Source organism: Celeribacter arenosi (genome assembly GCF_039539485.1).
Classification (GTDB): domain Bacteria; phylum Pseudomonadota; class Alphaproteobacteria; order Rhodobacterales; family Rhodobacteraceae; genus Celeribacter; species Celeribacter arenosi.
The window spans coordinates 161,045-181,520 of record NZ_BAABDF010000001.1 but is presented as its reverse complement, the minus strand read 5'-3'; the positions used below and the strand labels follow the sequence as shown (position 1 = coordinate 181,520).

The following is a 20,476-nucleotide window of genomic DNA, read 5'->3' as shown; positions in this document are numbered from 1 at the left end:
TTAGGCAGGCTTACTTCTTGTCCTTAAGGGCCAAAAGGGCCGCAAAAGGATTGTCGGGGTCGATAGGCTTTTCCTGTTTCGGCGGGCGTGCCGAGAAGGTTTTGGGCTGATCCTTGCCCGCACCGCGCCCTTTGCCACCATCGCGACGCGGGCCACCTTTGCCTCTGGGTTTGCCACCTTGGCCGGGTTTGCCCTGACCCTGCTTGTCGTTGGAACGACCGCCCTGGCGATTGCGCGCACCACGGTTTCCGGCCCACTGGAATGTGTAGAACACTTCCATTTCCGGACCCTCGATCGCGGCGTCTGCGGGTTGGCCTACAGGCGTTTCGCCGCCAGCAACCTCGGCAATGGCATCCCCTTCTGGCGCGTCCGGAGCGGTCTGTGCACTCGGCGCGACGCCCTCATCGGGAATATTTGCCACCTCGGGCACCTGATCTGCGGGCTGCGTTGGCTCGCCCGCATCTGTCACCCCACCCTCAACGGGCGCGGCAGCGTCCATCACAGGCGTGTCGGCGTTTTCACCACCAGCTTCCACAGCGGGCGTCTGCGCTTCTTTGGCATCAGAGCTGTCGGTCGGCACAACCTGATCGACGGCTTTGACTTTGACCCGCTCGCCCTTCTCGGCCTTGTATCCAAGACCCTGCATCAGATCAGCGAATTGTTCGAGCGTCATACCCGTGATCGACAACATGTCGGGGTTCGCCTCGAATCCGCCACGGCTGTCCTGACCACGCAGCAAATCTGCGAGGCGTTCAAGCATGTCGATGCGGATCGCGCGCGCCCCTGCGAGGCGGTAACCCGACATCGGATAATAGCCCTCGGGTGCTGCGGCCACGGCGGGAATGGTCACCAGACCCGGTGGGGGGCTATCGGGAAACTCGTCGAATTTCGCGTTCAGCGCCCAGAGCAAAAGCCGCAACCGAGTTGGCGCAGGCTTTAGAACTGCGGTAAGGAAAATGGTGAACTGGCCAAACCGGACACCGTGCTTGCGCAGCGCGCCACGGGCATCCTGATCGAGCTCTTTGACATCCTGTGCAACCGCATCGCGCGGGATCACACCGAGGTTTTCGACCAACCGGAACGCAAATCCGCGCGCCAGACCCGTCAGCGCTTCGTCGCGCGACATGGCCAGAAGCGGCTCGAACAGAGTTGCGATCTTGCGGTCCACAAAATGCTGCAGGCGGCGCGTGACCTTTTCCGTCACATCATGACCGGCGCTTTCGTCGACAAAGGCCACGACGCGCGGCTTGAGAGCCTCGTCGCCAGCAACCAGTTTGCCCACGGCATGCTCGCCCCACATCAATCCACCCTGTTCGGTGTAATCGATCTCTGTGTCGGGTGCGTTATAGAAACGGTCGGCGCGCAAATGGAACTCCGGCGCGAGCGCGGCAACAGCCGCTTGCGCAAGCGTCTTTGCCTCATCGGGCGTCGCTGCCTTGTCCTGATGGAAACGGAAACCCTCGAGACGGCCGACGAATTCGCCCTCTACCGTCACTTCACCTTTGTCGTTTACCTCGGCCACAAGGCCCTCCTTTTGCTTGAGCCGCCGAAGGAGAATACTCGTCCGCCGGTCCACGAATCTTTGTGTCAGAGCCGTATGAAGCGCATCCGACAAGCGGTCTTCTACCGCGCGCGTCGCACCACGCCAATGACTTTCATCATCAACCCAACCCTCACGCTGGGCAACATACGTCCAGGTACGGATATAGGCCAGTCTTTTGGAAAGGGTATCAATGTTGCCTTCGGTGCGGTCAATTCGTTTAATTTGTGCCGCCAGCCAATCATCCGGCACCCGTCCCACGTCATGCAAAAAGGTAAAGATCCGCTCCAGCAATGATGTGTGTTCGCCCGACGAAATCCCGCGGAAATCGGGCACGCGGCAAACATCCCACAACAGGCGCACATCGCGCGTTGAACGCAATAGCGGACGCACCGACCGCAAATAGGCGAGCGTTTTGAGCGACGCCAGATCGTCCGCCTCGCGCCCCCGCACCAACATCGGATCCTGCGGCGCAGCCTCCAGCGACGCGATCAACGCGTCCGCTGAGCCGAATTGCAGCCGCTCGTTGCGCCAGTTCAGTTTCTTGAGCGGGGTGAAATAATGCTCTTCGATGGCCTCGACCACCTCGTCGTCCAAAGGTCCCGCCTCGCCCGTCACGCCGAATGTGCCGTCGGTTTGGTAACGCCCTGCCCGACCGGCAATCTGCGCCAACTCATTGGGTGCAAGGTGGCGCATCCGGTTGCCGTCGAATTTGACCGTCGATGAAAACGCCACATGGGTCACATCAAGGTTGAGCCCCATTCCGATCGCATCCGTCGCGACGAGGTAATCGACATCGCCGTTCTGATACATTTCGACCTGCGCATTGCGCGTGCGCGGGCTGAGCGCGCCCATCACCACCGCCGCCCCGCCTTTCTGACGGCGCAGCAATTCGGCGATGGCGTAAACATCATCGACAGAGAATCCGACAATGGCAGAACGCGCCGGCATGCGCGAAATCTTCTTTGATCCCGAATAGGTTAGCCGCGAAAACCGCTCGCGGCGCATGAACTCCGCTTTGGGCACCAGATGCTGGATCGGGCCGCGCATCGTGTCTGCGCCCATAAACAACGTCTCGTGCAATCCACGCGCGTTCATCAACCGATCGGTGAAAACATGCCCCCGCTCGGGATCGGCGCAGAGCTGAATTTCGTCGATGGCCACAAAGTCCGCGCCAATGTTCACCGGCATCGCCTCGACGGTGCAGACCCAATACTGCGCGCGCGCCGGAACGATCCGCTCTTCACCGGTGATGAGCGCCACCACAGAGGGCCCGCGCAGCGACACGATCCGGTCATAGATCTCGCGCGCCAAAAGACGCAGCGGCAGACCGATCACGCCGGTGCGATGCGCGAGCATTCTTTCGATCGCGTAGTGGGTCTTGCCTGTATTGGTCGGGCCGAGCACCGCGGTGATCCGGCCTGAACCCGGGATCCCGCCATCCATGGAGCGGCCTTTCGGAGTCAATAAAGTCTGCAATCAGTTCTAGACCCCACGCCGCCCGCGTAAAGTCGGTTTTTGGCGAGCCTTACAGAGAAGTACCTTCTGTCGCTTTTTCAAGCCTCTCAATGCGCAGCGACAAACCCTCCATCAGCGGGTAAATTTCTTTGATGTGCTGCAGCACTTCCAACGCGCGCTCGGGCGCGCCGGTGGTTTCCAAAATGAGCGCCATCCCCGACAACGCCCCGAAATGGCGCGGCTCACGCGCGAGTACCTGCGCGATATCGCTCATCGAGGCCCCATAAAGACCGGCTGAATAATAGGCAGTTGCGCGGGCATTGTACCCTTCGGCGAATTCCGGCGCATGATCGACGAGAGCCGTCAGATGCCCGATCGCCGTCTGCGTGTCTCCCGCCTCCATCGCCGCGCGCCCCCGCTCCAAAAGCAGGTCCATGGCATCGGAACCAGAACGCGACAGCTCCAGCCAGATGTCCTGTTCAATGCGCTGCGCGTCGCGTTGATCGGCCACGCCGAGGTCGGCAAACAGGCCATCCAACCGCTCTGCATCGACGCCAAACGCCGCCCCTCCCGTCAAAAGGAGGACGGACGCAACGGCACATTTGAGAAACTGTCGTAAAGAATTCATAACACGACTAAGTGTAACTCACTGGCCAAACGGGGCAATACTCCTATTGTTCAATGGTCATCACAATCGGAGGAACTTCTATGAGCGACGTCCTGACAACTGCTGTTGCAGCGCTTAACGAGAAAATGGAAGGCGGCTTTGCCGCTGGTGTAGCGAAATTCGTCATCGAAGACGAAGGTGCTATTATTGTTGACGGTTCTGGCGCACGCGCAGGCGACGACGACGCAGAAGTTACCCTGACCGCAGATGCGGAAACGTTCCAATCCATGATCTCGGGCGAGTTGAACCCGACTGCCGCTTTCATGACCGGTAAGCTGTCCGTTGATGGCGACATGGGTCTTGCCATGCAACTTGGCGCTGCCCTCGCCTGATCACGATGGAGCGCGCGCCCTACTTTGACGAGGTAGCCAAAGGCCCCGCACATAGCGAAGCCTATTGGCTAGACACCGCAGATGGCGTGCGCATCCGGGCCTGCCTGTGGCCCCTTGAGGACGCCAAAGGCACCGTCTTCCTTCTGCCGGGCCGCACCGAATGCATTGAAAAATATGCCAACGGAGCGAAAGACCTCGCCGAACGCGGCTACGCCTCACTGGCGATTGACTGGCGTGGTCAGGGCCTCGCGGACCGCGCCCTCAAGGACCCTCAAATCGGCCATGTTGAAGATTTCGCGGACTATCTGCGCGATCTCGACGCCGTCATCGGGCTGGCAAAAGCAAAGGCGATGCCAGAGCCATGGTTCCTGATGGGGCACTCCATGGGCGGGTGCATCGGTCTGCGTGCGCTCGCACAGGACCACCCGTTCAACGCCGCCGGTTTTTCCGGCCCGATGTGGGGCATTGGCCTAACCGGCCTGCAAAAAGCACTGGTGCGTTTCATCGCGCCGGTGATCGCCTTTTTCGGCCTGTCGCATTTGCGCGCAGCGGGCACAAAGCGCGCCACTTACATGCTGTGGCACGACTTTGAAGACAACCTGCTCACCTCGGATCGCCAGATGTGGGACCACATGCGCGATCAGGTCATCGCCCACCCTGAACTGGGATTGGGCGGACCATCCACCAAATGGGTCACAGAGGCGCTGCGCGAAACAGAAGCGTTGGACACCCTGCCCTCGCCGGAAATTCCCGCGATTTGCTTTTTGGGAACGGACGAGAAAATCGTCAACAATGACACCGTGCGCAAACGCATGGCACGCTGGCCTGACGCAGAACTGATACCGGTCAAAGGCGGGCGTCACGAGACGCCGATGGAAACCGACGCGACACGGGCGATGTTTTATGACCGTCTCGTCGCGCTTTTCGACGCCGCACAGGGCTGAGCACACGCTCACCTGTTGCATCCCGCGCGCGTCTGCTTATGTCTTGACCCTGACCTAGTTTAGGAGAGACGACAGATGCGGTTCACCCTTCCCCAGCCGACCTTTGACGCCAACGCAAACGCTGGAGGGGGCGATTTCGGTGATCTGCCGGAATGGGACCTGTCCGACCTCTACCCCGCGCCCGACGCCCCCGAAGTCAAACGCGACCTCGACTGGGTCGAAGCGGCCTGTCGTGATTTCGCAGCCGACTACGAAGGCAAAATGGCCGCCCTCGACGGGGCTGGCATGTTCGAATGCATCCAACGCAATGAACGCATCAGTCAGGTCGCCGGACGCCTCGGCTCCTATGCGGGCCTGCGCTACTACCAGAACACTGTCGATGGCGAGCGGGCCAAATTCTACTCCGACATTCAGGACAAACTGACCGTCTTTACCGCCCCTCTGGTGTTCTTTTCGCTCGAAGTGAACCGCATTCCCGACGACGCGCTCGAAACCATGCTCACCCATGAGGGGCTGTCGCGCTATCGCCCGATCTTCGAACGCATGCGCAAAATGCGCCCCTATCAGCTCTCCGACGAACTTGAGCGGTACGAGCACGACATGTCCACCGTCGGCGCCTCGGCATGGAACAAGCTGTTTGATGAAACCGTCGCGGATCTGAAATTCACCGTGGATGGCGAAGAAATGGGTCTGGAAGCCACGACCACGCTTCTGACCGATGCCGACCGTTCCAAACGCGAAGCCGCCGCCCGCGAAATCGCCCGCGTGCTCGCACAAAACTCCAAACTCTTCGCACGCGTCCACAACACGCTCGCGAAGATGGGCCTGATCGAAGACGAATGGCGCGGCATGCCCTCCCCGCAGACGGGTCGCCACCTGTCCAACGACGTTGAACCGGAGGTCGTTCAGGCCCTGCGCGATGCCGTTGTCGCCGCCTACCCGAAACTGTCTCACCGCTACTATGAACTCAAACGCGGCTGGCTCGGTCTCGACAAATTGCAGGTCTGGGACCGCAACGCGCCCCTGCCGATGGAGGAAACCCGCACCATCGGCTGGAACGAAGCGCAAACCACCGTGATGGAGGCCTACGCGGGCTTTGATCCCAAAATGGCCGAAATCGCCAAGCCGTTCTTCACCGACGGCTGGATCGACGCGGGCGTGAAACCGGGCAAGGCGCCGGGCGCTTTTGCTCACCCGACCGTCACCGATGCGCACCCCTATGTGATGCTCAACTACCTCGGCAAACCGCGCGATGTGATGACGCTCGCCCATGAACTCGGCCATGGCGTCCATCAGGTCCTCGCCGCCGAACAGGGCGAACTGTTGTCCTCAACACCCCTGACGCTGGCCGAAACCGCGTCGGTCTTTGGTGAGATGCTCACCTTCCAGAAACTGCTCAAAGGCGCGAAATCGCCCGCAGAGCTCAAAGTCATGCTCGCCGGCAAGGTCGAAGACATGATCAACACCGTCGTGCGCCAGATCGCCTTCTACGACTTCGAATGCAAACTGCACGAGGCCCGCAAAGGCGGCGAATTGACCGTCGAGGCGATCAACGAAATCTGGATGTCGGTGCAGGGTGAAAGCCTCGGGCCGGCGTTTGAATTCATGGACGGCTACGAGACCTATTGGTCCTACATCCCCCATTTCGTGCACTCGCCGTTCTACGTCTACGCCTACGCTTTTGGCGACGGCCTCGTGAACGCGCTCTATGCGGCCTACGAAGAACAGCCCGACGGCTTCCAGCAGAAATACTTCGACATGCTCAAGGCGGGCGGGTCAAAACACCACACGGCGCTACTCAAACCCTTCGGCCTCGACGCCACCGATCCTGCATTCTGGGACAAAGGCCTGTCGATGATTTCCGGCTTTATCGACGAACTCGAGGCGATGGAATAGAGGCGATGGAATAGAGGCTACTCGCCAATCCTCACCGTGGCCAACAGGCCGCGGTGATTGGAGCCGAGGCCTTCACCAACAGCTTCCAGCGACACCAACCGCGCGCCTTTGACCAGCGCATGATCAATCGGAATGCCAAAGTTTCCCGCACTCTCGGGCCATGTCGGCACCGGCATGCGGGGCGCTTTGAAGCCCGATTGGGCCAACACATCCGACAGGCCCCGCGACCACGGCGCGGCGTTGAAATCGCCCATCACGATGGCGGGCGCATCGAACCAGTCCAGCTGGCTAGCCACCCGTTCGATCTCTTCCTCCGCGATGCCCGAAAACCACGGCTTCACCAGATGTGCGCCCGCCACGAAAAAACGCCCCTTTGGCGTATCGAATTCGGCGACCCCGTAGCGATGCGGCCAGATCGGGTTCAAGTCCAAAAACCACCGCCGGCGCGGCTCTGTCTTGGCCATCATGATCAACCCGCCATCCTCGACGCCCTCAAGGCCGCTCGAAAATGCGAACCGGCTAGCGATCTCGTCATACTGCGGGATCAACCAACTGCCCTCGGCAAAGATGGCCACATCGGGGTCGAGCGCATCTATCAGCGCCGCAACCCCCGCAGGATCTTTGATATTTTCGTGGTAGACGTTGAAAAACAGGATCCGCAAATCGGCCTCGCCCACGACCGTCGGCAGGGTCTGCGACAGATGATGGCGCAGAAACGCCCCGCCCCCGATCAGCGCAACCACCAACACCAGACCGCCGATCAACCGCGACCCAAAGAGCAAAGCAAACAGCGCGCAAACCACGCCTACCCCCAGAAACCATGGGGCGAGCCCGTCAAGAATCCGCGCCAGCGGCGACAAAGGCGTCCCGTAGGGCACGAGCCGCGCCCCCATTCCCACGGCCAGCGCGAGCACAGCCAAGGTGAGGAACGCGCCTGCGACGGCACTGATTTGATTGCTCATACTGCCCGACCCCTGCGCGGAAAAACTTGGCGCAACATTGGCCTTGGCAGTGCAGCGAAGTCAACGACCCGGGGCCGCCCACCCTCAAAACGAAAAAATCGCGCTCTTAGGGCGCGATTTCAAAGCATAGACCGGCGACCGCAAAAACAGGCCCATATAGGCCCGCGCGTCAAATCAATCGAGTTCGGTCCACGGCCACGGCTTTTCTTCGCTATCGGCCGTGATGTAGCGCGTCGCCTTGGCAAACCAGATGCCAACATCGGTGCCAAAGCCCGCGATGCGTTTGTTGGGACGTTTGCCAGAGGTCAAAAGCACGATACCCTGCAGGATCGCCAGAAACCCGATCACAGGAGAGGCGATCCCCATCATGATCCAGATAAGAATCGAATAGAGAATCCGCGCAGTCACGTTTTCATCGATGGTAACAGGCGGCGGCGCCTTTCGCGGACCGAGGTCCGGCATCACATCATCGAATTCGTTCGGGTCAGCCATAGGTGATTCCTTTCTCTCAGCGCCGAGTTTACTCTCTTTGCCGCGCTGGCAAAATCGCCGTTGCCTGAAACGTTGCCTGATACGATGACGTAAGGTTCCATTTGATTGCAAACAACCCCGACATCCACAATTACCCTCAAAGAGGAGACAAGCATGCTCAAATGGATCGGGCGCGGCGCAGCAATTGTGGTTTTGGTCGGGGCGGCGGTGTTTTTCGGCGTCCTGCCCGGTCTCGTCGAAAAGGGGCGCAATGGCGTTGTCGAACACGACCCCTACCCCGTTTCCGATGCGGCACGTGATTTGCACGCGCGTCTCGTGATCGGGGATTGGCACGCCGACAGCCTGCTGTGGAACCGCAACCTGTTGCAGCGAGGATCGCGCGGTCATGTGGATATTCCGCGCCTCGCCGAGGGCAATGTCGCGGTGCAGGTCTTCACAACCGTGACCAAATCGCCTGCGGGCCAGAACTACGACGAAAACGCCACAGATGCGCGCGACAACATCACGCTGCTGGCAATCGCCCAACTGTGGCCGCTCAAGGCGTGGACCAACCTCACCGAACGCGGCCTCTACATGGCAGAGCGTATGAGCGCTTATGCCGCCAAATCGCCCGAAACCCTGCGCATGATCACCTCTGCCGCAGATCTCGACCGACTGCTGTCAGATCGCGCCAAGGGTAGCAAAACCGTGGGCGCGATCATGGGGGCAGAGGGCGGTCATGTCCTCGAAGGGGACATCGCCAATCTCGCCCGCCTCTATGACGCAGGTTTCCGCGTCATCGGCCTCACCCATTTCTTCGACAATGCCCTCGGGGGCAGCCTGCACGGCGAAAAGGGCCATGGTCTCACCGACTTCGGGCGTGACGTTGTAGGCGAAATGGTGGCGCGCAACATGATCATCGACCTCGCCCACACCTCGCCGCAGATGGCGCGGGACGTTCTCGAAATGACAGATGTGCCCCTCATCGTGTCGCACACGGGGCTGTTTTCGGCCTGCCCGGTCAAACGCAATTTTCCCGATGACCTGATGCGCGCGATTGCCGCGACCGGCGGCGTCATCGGCATCGGCTATTGGGAAGACGTGACCTGCGACGCGACGCCCGCAGGGATCGCGCGCACCATCGCCGCCGCTGTGGACGTCCTCGGGGCCGAAGCTGTCTCGCTCGGCTCGGATTTCGACGGGTCGGTGGAAACCGGCTTTGACACCTCCGAACTTGCCGCACTGACGCAGGCGCTTCTCGATGAAGGTCTGAGTGAGGATGTCATTTTCGCGGTGATGGGCGGCAATATGATGCGCGTGCTGCGCGCGACACTGCCACCAAACTAGATGCGCAAACGTAAAAGGGTGCCCTCACGGACACCCTTAGGTTGGCGTGCCTTGGAACGTGGGCGTCGTGTCAGCCCGGCGATGCGAGGGGGTAAATTACCTCTATCTCGCCAGATCCGGACCGCGGGCACGGCACCCTATACCTTAGCGTCGGACAAACCGCGTTGCTGAAACGGCTTGCGCTTCTACACGAACCGGACCTCCCTATCCTGGACATGTACATCGTCGGCGGCCTGCTGGATATTCGGGGGATAAGCCGTCGTTTCCTTGCCAACACCTAGACTATAGCCTGAGTCGCGGCCCCTAACTTTGATCCGCCTCAAATACCGCATCAATCATCGCCTGAGTGCCGCGCGCATTTTCGAGCGTCCATGGATAGGCCGCCTCGCCTTTCGCGGCTGCGACAAAGTTCTGGACCTGCAGGACGTATTGGCGCGCGGGGGTGAAATCGGTGACCTGACACGTGCCGTCAGCCGATGTGATTTCGACCGTGGTGCCACGATGCGCGGAGGCGTTGAACGGACAGGTCACGGTAATCACGCCATCCTCGCCGTGGAACCGCATTTCCTGCGCATTGGCCATCCGCGTCGAGGTCATCGCATGGAAACTGAAGTCGCCAAAATCCGCAGAAATCTCCGCAAAGGTATCGACGCCATTCTCATAGCGGATGTTGGTGTGCCTGATCGATTTGGGCTCCTGACCCGTGGCCCACCGAACCGCCCCATAGGGGTAGACGCCGATATCGGGGATCGACCCGCCACCGGTCTCGGCCTTGTTGCGGATATTGCCCATATCGCGGTTGTTGTAGGAAAACACGCCCTCGACATGCACAAGCTTCCCGATTTCCCCCGATGACAAAGCCTCACGCACCCGCGCCCATTGGGGATGATGGACGATCATATAGCCCTCGGCAGCCAAGAGCCCCGTTTCGTTGCGCTTGGTGATCAGCGCGTCAATGTCACTCGCCTTGAGCGCAATCGGCTTTTCGCACAGAACATGCTTTCCCGCGTCGAGCGCCTTGAGGCTCCATTCGATGTGCAAATGATTGGGCAGCGGGATGTAGACGGCATCAATCGTGTCGGACGCCAAAAGGGCATCATAGCTCTCGAAAACCACCAGATCAGGGCAGAACGCCTTGAACGGCTCCGCTTTTTGCGCATTCGAGGTGGCCAGCGCGACGAGTTTCGCCCCCTCCGCCTCGTGAATTGCCCGTGCCATCGTGGAGAGCGCAAAATTCGCAGCGCCCAGTACACCGAACCGAAGTGGTTGTGACATTTGATCCTCTCCCTTGCCGTTTGGCGGGGAGAATGGCGCAGGTTAGCCCAAAGAAAAAGGGGCGGCACATGGCCACCCCCTTTGCATCATTGCCGTAGGGTCAGACTGTTTCCAGCATCCCCTGTTCGCGGGCGAGATCCTGCATGCGTTTTTGCAGTTTCTCGAAGGCGCGCACCTCGATCTGGCGGATACGTTCGCGCGACACGCCATACTCACCCGACAAATCCTCGAGCGTTACAGGGCGGTCCTGCAAACGGCGCTGCATCAAGATGTTCTTTTCACGGTCGTTAAGCACATCCATCGCTTCCAAAAGGAGCGCACGACGGCTCTCCATTTCGTCACGCGCCTCGTAATCCGCGGCGGTGTTGGCGCTTTCGTCCTCCAACCAGTCCTGCCATTGCGTGGACCCATCGTCATCGGAGCCAACGGTGGCGTTCAGCGACGCATCCCCACCCGACATCCGCCGGTTCATGGAAATAACTTCCGCCTCGGTCACGCCCAGATCGGTGGCGATCCGTTTGACGTTATCGGGGTGCATGTCACCCTCTTCCAGTGCGCCGATACGGGCCTTGGCTTTGCGCAGATTAAAGAACAGCTTCTTTTGCGCCGAGGTAGTGCCGAGTTTGACGAGCGACCAGGAGCGCAGGATGTATTCCTGGATCGAGGCACGGATCCACCACATCGCGTAGGTCGCGAGGCGGAAACCCTTTTCAGGATCAAACCGCTTCACCGCCTGCATCAGACCGACGTTGGCTTCGGAAATCACTTCCGCCTGCGGCAATCCATAACCGCGATAGCCCATGGCGATCTTTGCCGCCAGTCGCAGGTGGGATGTCACGAGCTTGTGCGCCGCAGAGCTGTCTTCATGATCGACCCAGCTTTTGGCCAACATGTACTCTTCTTCCGGCTCAAGCATCGGGAATTTGCGAATCTGCTGCAGGTATCGATTCAGACCCTGCTCCGGTGATGGTGCCGGTAAATTTTTATAATCACTCATTTTTACTTACTCCCGCGTCGATTCTGTGCTCTCGATGTGAATGTTTTTAACATACCCGCATTGGCATGTAAATCTCTTTCACATTCCTGACGTCTTCTGCATCCAGACGCCCGCATTTCCATTAGTCGATAATGGTTTTACGAAGGATGAACCAAACTCCGTCGGTCTTCCAGCGCGCGCACCCGCACCTCACATATTTGTGCGATTTCGCAACAAACAATCGCGAAGGCTCCTCTATTTTCGCAAACCCTAATGTGCGCACCCCCGAACGCCACCCGCAATCCACACCACCCCGCGCAGGCGTGGTTACGATATCAGGATCAAATAGGGCGATGGGTAGGTTAGGACAGGCCGCGAATGAGGGTCGCCATATCGTCGGGCAATTCCGCCTCGAACCGCATGTCCTCACCCGTCACCGGATGGACAAACCCCAACACAGCCGCATGGAGCGCCTGTCGCGGGAAGGCGGCCACCGCCGTGCGCGCGCCCTCCGATAGGGCCGTATGGCCCAGTTTGCGCCGCCCGCCATAGGTCTGGTCCCCGACCAACCCGTGCCCCGCATGCGCCATATGAACGCGGATCTGGTGTGTGCGACCGGTTTCCAGCCAACACTCCACCAGCGCCAGACAGGGCGGCGTCCCGTAAGTGTCGACCACCCGCGTGCGCGTAACGGCGTGTCGTCCTTCGGTGAATGAAACCGCCTGCTTTTGGCGATCTGCCTTGTGGCGTCCCAAAAACGTCTGGATTTTGAGGATATTGGCCCCCTCAAAACTTACACCCCGGACCCCGCGCAACCGCGGGTCCATTACATCGGGCACGCCATAAACCAAGGCATCGTATTTGCGCTCGACCGTGTGTTTTTCAAACTGTTTGGCCAACCCGTGATGCGCCTGATCGGTCTTGGCCACCACCAAAAGCCCGCTGGTGTCTTTGTCGATGCGGTGCACGATGCCCGGACGCTTCACGCCGCCGATGCCCGACAGGCTATCACCGCAATGGTGCATCAACGCATTCACCAAAGTGCCCGAGGGCGCGCCCGGTGCGGGGTGAACGACCATGCCGACCGGTTTGTTCACAACGATCAGCGCCTCGTCCTCATAGACCACGCTGAGCGGGATATCCTCTGCCACCACATCGATATCACCGGCAGGCTCGATCGTGACCTCAACCGTATCGCCCGCCGAAATCTTGGCCTTCTGGTCCAACACCACCACACCATTGATGCGCACAGCACCCTCGCCGATGAGACGCGCCAACCGCGAGCGTGACAGGTTCGCGGCCACTGGAACATCGCGCGCAATCGCTTTATCAAGACGCGCAGGCGGCGCGTCCGCGATGGTAAAGGTGACGAGCGTGTCAGACATGAATGACTCCGTAGAAATCGATCGGGCCGAAATCGACCCCAAAGAAGCCGCCAACCTGCGCCTGCTGCGGCGCCTCGTGACGGCTCTAACGGTCGTGATGATTGGCGGGCTTCTAGTGCTGATTGTCCTCTTTGTCACCCGTTTCCCGACGGTTTCTGCGCCTGTGTCCTATGATTTGCCCGATGCGATCACCCTGCCCGAGGGCGTCACCCCCACAGCCTTCACGCGCGGGCGCGACTGGGTCGCCATCACGACACCCGATGAAATCCTGATCTATGATGCGCAAAGCGGCGATCTGCGCCAGCGTATCGTCATCGAATAACCAAAGGCGCAACATCCCTGCAGGCGCGCAAATCCCGCAACCGGATGTCGTCAAGAATGCTACTGGGTGAAGGGTGGTACCACCGCCCCGGCTCGAACGGGGGACCTCCTGATCCACAATCAGGCGCTCTAACCTACTGAGCTACGGCGGCACTGTCGGGGGATTTACTGCCCTCGCTTACAGATTGCAAGAGGTCCTTGGCGTCTTTTCGGCCTAGTTTGATCTATTGGCCAGACGTCTTGCGCCGCAGGCCCTGAGAGCGTATTTGCCCTGCAAAGAACGAAGGAACCGCGACCCATGGGCATCAATTCTCAAAAAGACATCGAAGCCAACCTCCAGATTGGTCCAACTTCCGAAGGTATGGTCCGCATTTTCATCGAAGCCGACGGCGTCGAGGTCCCGATGGACTTTTACCCCGATGAAGCCGAAGAAATCGCGGAAGAAATCCGTGCCGCCGCCGCACAGGCACGCACCGTCAAACGCTAATCCGCGAATAGACCCGCAACACCGGGATCGCGGTAGGCCTGTAATCGCTGCGCCGATGTGCGCGCGAATTTCATGTGCATGACCTTGCGCCGCGCCGCGGGCAGTTTGTCCTCATCAGGAAACCGGATGATCTCGGCCCCGTAGGAATCAGCAATGATCAATCCCGTTTCAGGCGGCAATAGCTCGGTCGGAAAGTCCTGATCGACGGCAAAGAAATACCGGTCGCACCATTCCAGATAGCCCTGCCATTTGCTGTCGGATGTGAAATCCGCGCGGCTCGATTTGCATTCCACGATCCAGACCTCGCCCTTTGGACCGAGCGCCATCACATCCACGCGCAGCCCCCGCGTCGGCACGAGTTCTTCAACACAGACATAATCATGGCTGCGCAAATGCCGACACACCCCGCGCGCGAGCATCTGCCCCGGCTGGGCGGTCGTTAGAAAGGGGTCCTGTGTCTCCATCCCTCCATCGTGAACAAAAGGTAAACAAAAGTCTAGCCTTGCCTTTCGATGACGCTGCGCCGACCCTCGATCCATGCCCGATCCGACGCCCTTCCTGACCCGATGGTCCCTAAGCGACCCTCGCCTGATCAAAGGCGAGGGCCACGCCCATGTCTGGCGCGTCACCCAAAGCTGCGGCACCCACGCCGCCCTGAAAATTTTCAAACCTGACCGCGGCGGAAACGAACGCAATGCCGCGCAGTGGCACCGCTTTTTTGCACCCTCCGGCGCCTGCCCGCCCGTCATCGCGCAAACAGGCGATGCGGTCCTCTGTGCTTGGGTTGCGGGTGAAACCCTCGGAGAGATGTTCCGGCGCGGCCTCCCTACGCAGGCCGACACCCGCCTCGCGCAGGCCATGACGCGGCTCCATGCGAATTCACCTACGATGCCCGAAAATGACGCCTTCGAGCCGCTGGACCACTACACCCGCGCCCTCAAAACCTTTGTTCCACCCGCGAATTTCTCCACCCGGGCGCGTAGCGACATCGCGCGCGCACAATCCCTCCTCGCCGACCTCCTGACCACCCAAACACCTGCAAATACCCGCCTCCTCCACGGCGACCTGCATCATGACAACGTATTGGGATCAGATGAAAACTGGCAGATCATCGACCCGAAATCCGTCGTCGGCGACCTTCATTTCGAACCGGCAAATGCCTTTCGAAACCCGCTCGGCGCGTCGCCTGCCACCTTCACCGCACCCAACATCCACGCGCGCGCAGCGCTATGGGCGAGCGCGCTCGATCTGGACAAAGAACGTCTGTTGAAATGGGCCGCCGCCAAATGCGCGCTCTCGATTGCATGGACCTGTGGACCACAGTGGGACGGCAAATTGCCGCAAAACGATATCGCCATTTTGGAAGTTCTTTTGGACCTAGCCCTTGCAGGCGCGCCACCATCACCCTAAGTCTGCCAACAGGCGGGATCTGCTCTTCACGTACATATGGGCGCAAGACTCCGGTGGCCTTAAGCAACCGAATGGGAGCTGGCTCTGTCTGGACCCTGGTTCAGTTATCTGGCGCCCACCTGATTTATCAGGCTTCGGGAGCAGAAGCGCTGCTACGGTTGCTGTGGTCCCCCGCCGCCTTTTCCCCCGCACGACAACAGACGCATGGATCTCAACGACCGCGCTTTGTCTCAACGGGAATGGGAACAGGTTTCAAAGTCAGGGCGATGGGTTCACGTTTCCCACCCGATCCATCCTCATCGCGCCCCGCCATCCGCATGATCGCGATGGCAAATTGCACGCCGGAAAACACAATCCCGTTGGCAAACCACAAAACGCCCACGGCCAGAATTCCCGCCGGATCATTGGACACGAGATGCCAAAGGTTCGCGACATTCCAATACAAAAGCGCGCCCACAAAGACCGCAGCAATTGCGAAACCAAAAATGACTTGGGTGATATAGAGCCGGATGAGTTTGGGCATGAAATTCCCCGAATACCAACTGCGTTCGGGGATTAATATACTCACACCACAGCATACCGCCATTCCGCCCTTTGTCGCAGGGGCGGGATTACTTCACACTTCGCATACTGGGCTGGCTGCGGGCCTAAAAGGCCTCGGGGCGTGCCTCGCGGGCCATATGGTCGAGCACCGCGTTGACGAATTTCTTCTCGCGGCCCTCGGGATAGAACGCCTCGGCGATCTGCACATATTCCACGATCACCACCTTCGGCGGCGTCTGCATGCCCAACAATTCGCCACCCGCCGCGCGGAACAGCGCCCGCAACGTCGGATCAATGCGCGCAATCGGCCATTTGGCGACCAAGGCACGATCGGTCATCTGGTCAATCTTCGCCTGCTCGGTGACGGCCGTTTCGGTTACATCGTGGAACAGATCCTGATCGCCGTCGATGAACGTGCCCTCTTCCTCGGTCTCCAGACCAAAGAAGTGATCGTAGAACTCACGCCGTACGCGATCCACCGACATGTCGGAGGCTTCCATTTGAAACAGCGCCTGAACGCAGTAAAGCCGCGCGGCTGATTTCATCTCGCGCTTGCTCGGCGGTTTCAGGTGGGCAGTATCGTCGCTCATGCGGTAGTCGGTCCTTTGGCCTCACCCGCCAGCTTAATCGCATCGGAATGGAATCCAACGCCCTTTGACGGGTTCGCCCATTTGCGCGAAAGCGCGACAAGATGCAAGGCCGCAGCCGCAGCCCCCCCGCCTTTGTTTTGACCTTTGGCCTCGGCGCGCACCTCTGCCTGTGCTTTGTTTTCCACCGTCAGGATGCCATTGCCAATGCACGCGCCCTGCAGCCCGAGCAGCGTAAGCGCGCGCGAACTGTCATTACACACCGTATCGTAATGCGTGGTTTCCCCGCGAATGACACAGCCCAGCGCCACATAGCCATCAAAATTCGACATCCGCTCGGCAATCGCAATCGCCGAAGGCACTTCGAGCGCCCCGGGAACCTCGATCAGATCCCAGCTACCGCCCACCGCCTCGACGGTCGCTTTCGCACCCGCCACCAGTTGATCGGCGATATCTTTATAATAGGGCGCAACAACGATCAGAATTTTGACCGGTTTGTCGAAAACCGGCAGATCAAGCACGTGATGGGTTTCGCTGGCGGCCATGGTCTATTCCTCGTCGATCTTGCGGGTGCCGGTGATGTTGAGGCTGAAGGCCTCCAGACCCACCACCTTCGGCTTTGGATTATTGGTCACGAGGATCAGATCGTGCAGACCGAGTGCGGCGAGTATCTGTGCCCCGATCCCGTATTGCCGCAATATCTGCGGCGAGGCTGTGCCCTCGGTGAGCATTTTCATCGTCACATCGCGCAACAACACGACCGCCCCGCGCCCCTCGGACGCGATCAACTCCATCGCGCCCTCGATCTCGCGCGACGTGCGCCCGATGCCCAGAACGTCCTCGAGTGGATTGATCGCATGCATCCGCACCAGAACCGGCTCCGGCGTGGTGATGTCGCCCTTGGTCAGGACGATGTGATCGGCGCCCTGTAGGTCATCGGTGAAAATCTGCATGTCCCACTCGCCCCCAAAGGCCGAATTCACCACCTTATGGGCGGTGCAGGACACGAGATTGTCGTGGCGACGACGGTAGGCAATCAGATCGGAGATCGTGCCGATTTTCAGATTATGCTTTTGTGCAAAGGCGACCAGATCGGGCAGACGCGACATGGTCCCGTCTTCGTTCATGATTTCACAGATCACAGAAGAGGGCTGCAAACCGGCCAGACGGGCGATATCCACGCCCGCTTCGGTATGGCCCGCACGCACCAGCACGCCACCATCGCGCGCCCGCAACGGGAACACATGCCCCGGGGTCGCGATATCGGCGCCGGTTTTGGACGGGTCAATCGCCACGGCAACGGTGCGCGCACGATCATGGGCGGAAATGCCCGTCGACACGCCCTCTTTGGCCTCGATCGACACGGTAAACGCGGTTTCGTGGCGCGAGGAATTGTTGGACGCCATCAGCGGCAGGCCCAACGCATCGATCCGCTCGCCCGTGAGCGTCAGACAAATCAACCCGCGCCCGTGGGTCGCCATGAAATTGATCGCCTCCGGTGTCGCCATCTGCGACGGGATCACCAGATCGCCCTCATTCTCACGATCTTCGTGGTCCACAAGGATGAACATGCGCCCGTTGCGCGCGTCCTCGACGATCTCCTCAATGGATGAAATCGCGTCTCTGTAATGATCTGGTGTATCGCTCATGGTCGGTCCCGTTTTGCTTGGCCTCTCCGTTACAGGCTCACATGCGAATTGGAAAGTGCGACGGGGCGTAGCGGCAGTGCGCTAGCGCACATATACCGCTCCGATAAACCGCGCGACCCTGTCCCGGAGGCACATAGCCCCGCCCATCACGCGTCAAAGTCCTTCAGCCGAGCCACATAACGCGCCAGCGTATCGATTTCGAGGTTCACCAAATCCCCTTCCCGCGCCGCGCCCCATGTCGTGACCTCCTGCGTGTGCGGGATGATATTGACCCCGAACCGGCACCCGTCGACTTCGTTCACCGTCAAAGACGTCCCGTTCAGAGCCACCGACCCTTTCGGCGCGATGAACCGCGCCAGATCCACAGGCGCCTCGAATGTAAACCGTTTGCTGTCCCCCTCGGTGCGGATCGACACGATCTCGGCCACCCCATCGACATGCCCCGACACGATATGCCCGCCGAGCTCGTCGCCGAGCTTGAGCGCGCGTTCGAGATTGATCTCGCGCCCGACATCCCACCCGCTGCGCCCGATATTGGTCTTCTCGACAGTTTCCGCACTGATCTGCACATCAAACCAGTTCTGCGGCTCACGGCCGAGCGCAACCACCGTCAGGCACACACCCTCACAGGCAATCGAGGCCCCGATGTCGATGCCATCCACATCGTATCGTGTGGCGATGCGGACGCGCAAATCGCCCTGTTGATCAACCGCAATAATGCGGCCAATGTCGGATACGATGCCTGTGAACATGCCGGTGTCTCGCTTCTTCGCTCATTGGTAACGGATGATAGGTAACCTCCCCACTGAGACCAGACAAGAGCCGCCGAGGGGCCTTAGCCACGTCATATTCCCCTTATAACCCGTTATGAGACCCCGTAATTGACCCACATGTCGTTTCGAGACCGCCACAGATGACCACCCTTGACGCCCAATCGCGTGTTTTCCTGATGCTGCAGGGTCCCCACGGGCCGTTTTTCTGGCGGCTTGCGAAAATGTTGCGCGCGGCCGGATCGCAGGTCTGGCGCGTGGGTTTCAACGCCGGTGACACCGCCTTCTGGTTTGATCGCGACAGCCTCATCGCCTACCGCGACAATCCCGACGACTGGGCGGATGCCTTTGACGCGCTCGTGGCCGAAAAAGGCGTGAGCGACATCGTCCTCTACGGAGACACCCGCCCCGTGCACGCCCATGCCATCGCCCGCGCGCGCGCCCTCGGCATTACGGTCCATGTGTTCGAGGAAGGATACCTGCGCCCCTATTGGGTGACCTATGAACGCGGCGGATCCAATGGCCACTCGGCGCTGATGAAGCTCGACGTGGCACAGATGGAGGCCTGTCTGGCCGTGGGCGACCATCCCGCAATCGAGCCCCCCGACCATTGGGGAGACATGCGCCAACATATCTTCTACGGCGCGCTCTACCATTGGTTTGTCATGTTCAGGAATGGCGCCTTCACACAGTATCGCGGCCACCGCGAACTCCCTGTCTCGCGCGAATTCGCCCTCTATTTCCGCCGCCTGATGATGATGCCATTCCACCGCATCTCGCGCAGCCTGCGCACGGCGCGCATCAAACGCGCCGGATATCCGTTTCATATCGCGCTCTTACAGCTCGAACATGATTCAAACTTTCAAAGCCATTCGCCCTATTCGACAACGCCGGAATTCATCCGCGACGTGATCGCAGGTTTTGCCACGGGCGCACCGCGCCACCATCATCTGGTGTTCAAAGCGCACCCCTTGGAAAACGGCCGCCGCAACCTGCGGCAAGAAATCTGGCGCATCGCGCGCGAACATGATGTCAGCGGACGGGTTCACTTTGTGCGCGGCGGCAAACTCGGCCAATTGCTCGGCCATGCGCGCTCCGCCATCACCGTCAATTCCACCGCCGCGCAACAGGCCTTTTCCCTCGGCCTGCCGGTGAAGGTGTTTGGCGATGCCGTCTACAACAAACCGGAATTCGCCTCCCACCAGTCCTTGGAGGAATTTTTCACCCACCCCGATCGCCCCGATCCACGCGCCTATCGCCACTATCGCGAGTTCCTTCTGGAAACCAGTCAGGTCCCCGGCGGCTTCTATTCGGCCCGCGGGCGCAGGCAACTGATGCGCCATGTCGTTGATCTGATGTTGGCCCGTCAGGACCCATATGCGGCCCTGATGTCGGGCGAAGCGCCCCCGCGCCGCCCATTTCGCGTCATTCCATAGCGCAAAAGCCCCCTAGATAC

21 protein-coding genes and 1 tRNA gene are annotated in these 20,476 nt (G+C 60.0%); 8 read left to right on the top strand and 14 right to left on the bottom strand.

Annotated elements, in window-relative coordinates; all coding sequences use genetic code 11:
• Nucleotides 1–10: 10 nt before the first annotated feature.
• The gene (locus ABD815_RS00950; protein ID WP_344842195.1) at nucleotides 11–2,986 is read right to left on the bottom strand and encodes a helicase-related protein; all 2,976 of its coding nucleotides are present in this window, start codon (nucleotides 2,984–2,986) and stop codon (nucleotides 11–13) included.
• An 82-nt stretch (nucleotides 2,987–3,068) separates the two neighbouring features.
• Nucleotides 3,069–3,626, bottom strand: coding sequence for a tetratricopeptide repeat protein (locus ABD815_RS00945; protein ID WP_344842192.1), 558 nt, complete (start codon nucleotides 3,624–3,626; stop codon nucleotides 3,069–3,071).
• Between the two features lie 80 nt (nucleotides 3,627–3,706).
• Here ABD815_RS00945 and ABD815_RS00940 point away from each other — a divergent pair, with 80 nt between their 5' ends.
• From ABD815_RS00940 to ABD815_RS00930, 3 genes are all read left to right on the top strand, one after another.
• Entirely contained in the window at nucleotides 3,707–3,997 is a 291-nt protein-coding gene (locus ABD815_RS00940) for an SCP2 sterol-binding domain-containing protein (RefSeq protein ID WP_344842190.1), read from the top strand.
• 5 nt (nucleotides 3,998–4,002) lie between these two features.
• Complete coding sequence (locus tag ABD815_RS00935; protein WP_344842187.1) at nucleotides 4,003–4,941, top strand: alpha/beta hydrolase; 939 nt, start codon at nucleotides 4,003–4,005, stop codon at nucleotides 4,939–4,941.
• A 75-nt stretch (nucleotides 4,942–5,016) separates the two neighbouring features.
• Nucleotides 5,017–6,837: a M3 family oligoendopeptidase gene (locus ABD815_RS00930; protein WP_344842185.1), complete on the top strand. Its 1,821-nt coding sequence runs from the start codon at nucleotides 5,017–5,019 to the stop codon at nucleotides 6,835–6,837.
• A 17-nt stretch (nucleotides 6,838–6,854) separates the two neighbouring features.
• On the opposite strand, the gene ABD815_RS00925 is transcribed toward ABD815_RS00930, so the two are convergent.
• Both ABD815_RS00925 and ABD815_RS00920 read right to left on the bottom strand, forming a co-directional pair.
• Nucleotides 6,855–7,799 (bottom strand): endonuclease/exonuclease/phosphatase family protein, encoded by a 945-nt coding sequence (locus ABD815_RS00925; RefSeq protein WP_344842183.1) that lies wholly within the window; start codon nucleotides 7,797–7,799, stop codon nucleotides 6,855–6,857.
• Nucleotides 7,800–7,973: 174 nt separating this feature from the next.
• Nucleotides 7,974–8,291: a DUF4389 domain-containing protein gene (locus ABD815_RS00920; RefSeq protein WP_344842182.1), complete on the bottom strand. Its 318-nt coding sequence runs from the start codon at nucleotides 8,289–8,291 to the stop codon at nucleotides 7,974–7,976.
• A gap of 153 nt (nucleotides 8,292–8,444) precedes the next feature.
• Here ABD815_RS00920 and ABD815_RS00915 point away from each other — a divergent pair, with 153 nt between their 5' ends.
• A complete protein-coding gene (locus tag ABD815_RS00915; protein ID WP_344842181.1) occupies nucleotides 8,445–9,617 on the top strand; it encodes a dipeptidase in 1,173 nt (390 codons plus the stop codon).
• Between the two features lie 303 nt (nucleotides 9,618–9,920).
• On the opposite strand, the gene ABD815_RS00910 is transcribed toward ABD815_RS00915, so the two are convergent.
• The 3 genes from ABD815_RS00910 to ABD815_RS00900 all read right to left on the bottom strand — a co-directional run bounded on the left by ABD815_RS00910 (nucleotide 9,921) and on the right by ABD815_RS00900 (nucleotide 13,253).
• Nucleotides 9,921–10,892, bottom strand: coding sequence for a Gfo/Idh/MocA family protein (locus ABD815_RS00910; protein WP_344842179.1), 972 nt, complete (start codon nucleotides 10,890–10,892; stop codon nucleotides 9,921–9,923).
• A gap of 100 nt (nucleotides 10,893–10,992) precedes the next feature.
• Nucleotides 10,993–11,889, bottom strand: a complete 897-nt coding sequence (gene rpoH / locus ABD815_RS00905; RefSeq protein WP_344842177.1) for an RNA polymerase sigma factor RpoH — start codon at nucleotides 11,887–11,889, stop codon at nucleotides 10,993–10,995.
• A 341-nt stretch (nucleotides 11,890–12,230) separates the two neighbouring features.
• Nucleotides 12,231–13,253 (bottom strand): RluA family pseudouridine synthase, encoded by a 1,023-nt coding sequence (locus tag ABD815_RS00900; protein WP_344842175.1) that lies wholly within the window; start codon nucleotides 13,251–13,253, stop codon nucleotides 12,231–12,233.
• Between ABD815_RS00900 and ABD815_RS00895 the strand changes: the two genes are divergently transcribed.
• On the top strand, nucleotides 13,252–13,575 hold the full coding sequence (locus ABD815_RS00895) for a DUF6476 family protein (protein ID WP_344842173.1): 324 nt from the start codon (nucleotides 13,252–13,254) through the stop codon (nucleotides 13,573–13,575). The two genes, ABD815_RS00900 and ABD815_RS00895, sit on opposite strands and share 2 nt — an antisense overlap.
• A gap of 74 nt (nucleotides 13,576–13,649) precedes the next feature.
• Here the strand turns inward: ABD815_RS00895 and ABD815_RS00890 are convergent.
• Nucleotides 13,650–13,726, bottom strand: a tRNA-His gene (locus tag ABD815_RS00890).
• 146 nt (nucleotides 13,727–13,872) lie between these two features.
• Between ABD815_RS00890 and ABD815_RS00885 the strand changes: the two genes are divergently transcribed.
• Entirely contained in the window at nucleotides 13,873–14,061 is a 189-nt protein-coding gene (locus ABD815_RS00885) for a DUF6324 family protein (protein WP_344842171.1), read from the top strand.
• On the opposite strand, the gene ABD815_RS00880 is transcribed toward ABD815_RS00885, so the two are convergent.
• A complete protein-coding gene (locus ABD815_RS00880; protein WP_344842168.1) occupies nucleotides 14,058–14,525 on the bottom strand; it encodes an MmcB family DNA repair protein in 468 nt (155 codons plus the stop codon). The genes ABD815_RS00885 and ABD815_RS00880 overlap by 4 nt on opposite strands.
• A 73-nt stretch (nucleotides 14,526–14,598) precedes the next feature.
• Here ABD815_RS00880 and ABD815_RS00875 point away from each other — a divergent pair, with 73 nt between their 5' ends.
• Entirely contained in the window at nucleotides 14,599–15,471 is an 873-nt protein-coding gene (locus ABD815_RS00875) for an aminoglycoside phosphotransferase family protein (protein ID WP_344842166.1), read from the top strand.
• Nucleotides 15,472–15,682: 211 nt separating this feature from the next.
• Here the strand turns inward: ABD815_RS00875 and ABD815_RS00870 are convergent, their stop codons facing one another.
• From ABD815_RS00870 to ABD815_RS00850, 5 genes are all read right to left on the bottom strand, one after another.
• Nucleotides 15,683–15,994, bottom strand: a complete 312-nt coding sequence (locus tag ABD815_RS00870; protein WP_344842163.1) for a hypothetical protein — start codon at nucleotides 15,992–15,994, stop codon at nucleotides 15,683–15,685.
• 124 nt (nucleotides 15,995–16,118) lie between these two features.
• On the bottom strand, nucleotides 16,119–16,604 hold the full coding sequence (nusB, locus tag ABD815_RS00865) for a transcription antitermination factor NusB (RefSeq protein ID WP_344842160.1): 486 nt from the start codon (nucleotides 16,602–16,604) through the stop codon (nucleotides 16,119–16,121).
• Nucleotides 16,601–17,146, bottom strand: a complete 546-nt coding sequence (locus ABD815_RS00860) for a 6,7-dimethyl-8-ribityllumazine synthase (protein WP_344842159.1) — start codon at nucleotides 17,144–17,146, stop codon at nucleotides 16,601–16,603. Before ABD815_RS00860 ends, nusB begins: the two co-directional genes overlap by 4 nt.
• Nucleotides 17,147–17,149: 3 nt before the next feature.
• Nucleotides 17,150–18,250: a 3,4-dihydroxy-2-butanone-4-phosphate synthase gene (gene ribB / locus ABD815_RS00855; RefSeq protein ID WP_344842156.1), complete on the bottom strand. Its 1,101-nt coding sequence runs from the start codon at nucleotides 18,248–18,250 to the stop codon at nucleotides 17,150–17,152.
• A gap of 146 nt (nucleotides 18,251–18,396) precedes the next feature.
• On the bottom strand, nucleotides 18,397–19,002 hold the full coding sequence (locus ABD815_RS00850) for a riboflavin synthase (protein WP_344842155.1): 606 nt from the start codon (nucleotides 19,000–19,002) through the stop codon (nucleotides 18,397–18,399).
• Between the two features lie 161 nt (nucleotides 19,003–19,163).
• On the opposite strand from ABD815_RS00850, the gene ABD815_RS00845 reads away from it, so the two are divergent.
• A complete protein-coding gene (locus tag ABD815_RS00845) occupies nucleotides 19,164–20,456 on the top strand; it encodes a capsule biosynthesis protein (RefSeq protein WP_344842152.1) in 1,293 nt (430 codons plus the stop codon).
• Nucleotides 20,457–20,476 lie beyond the last annotated feature (20 nt).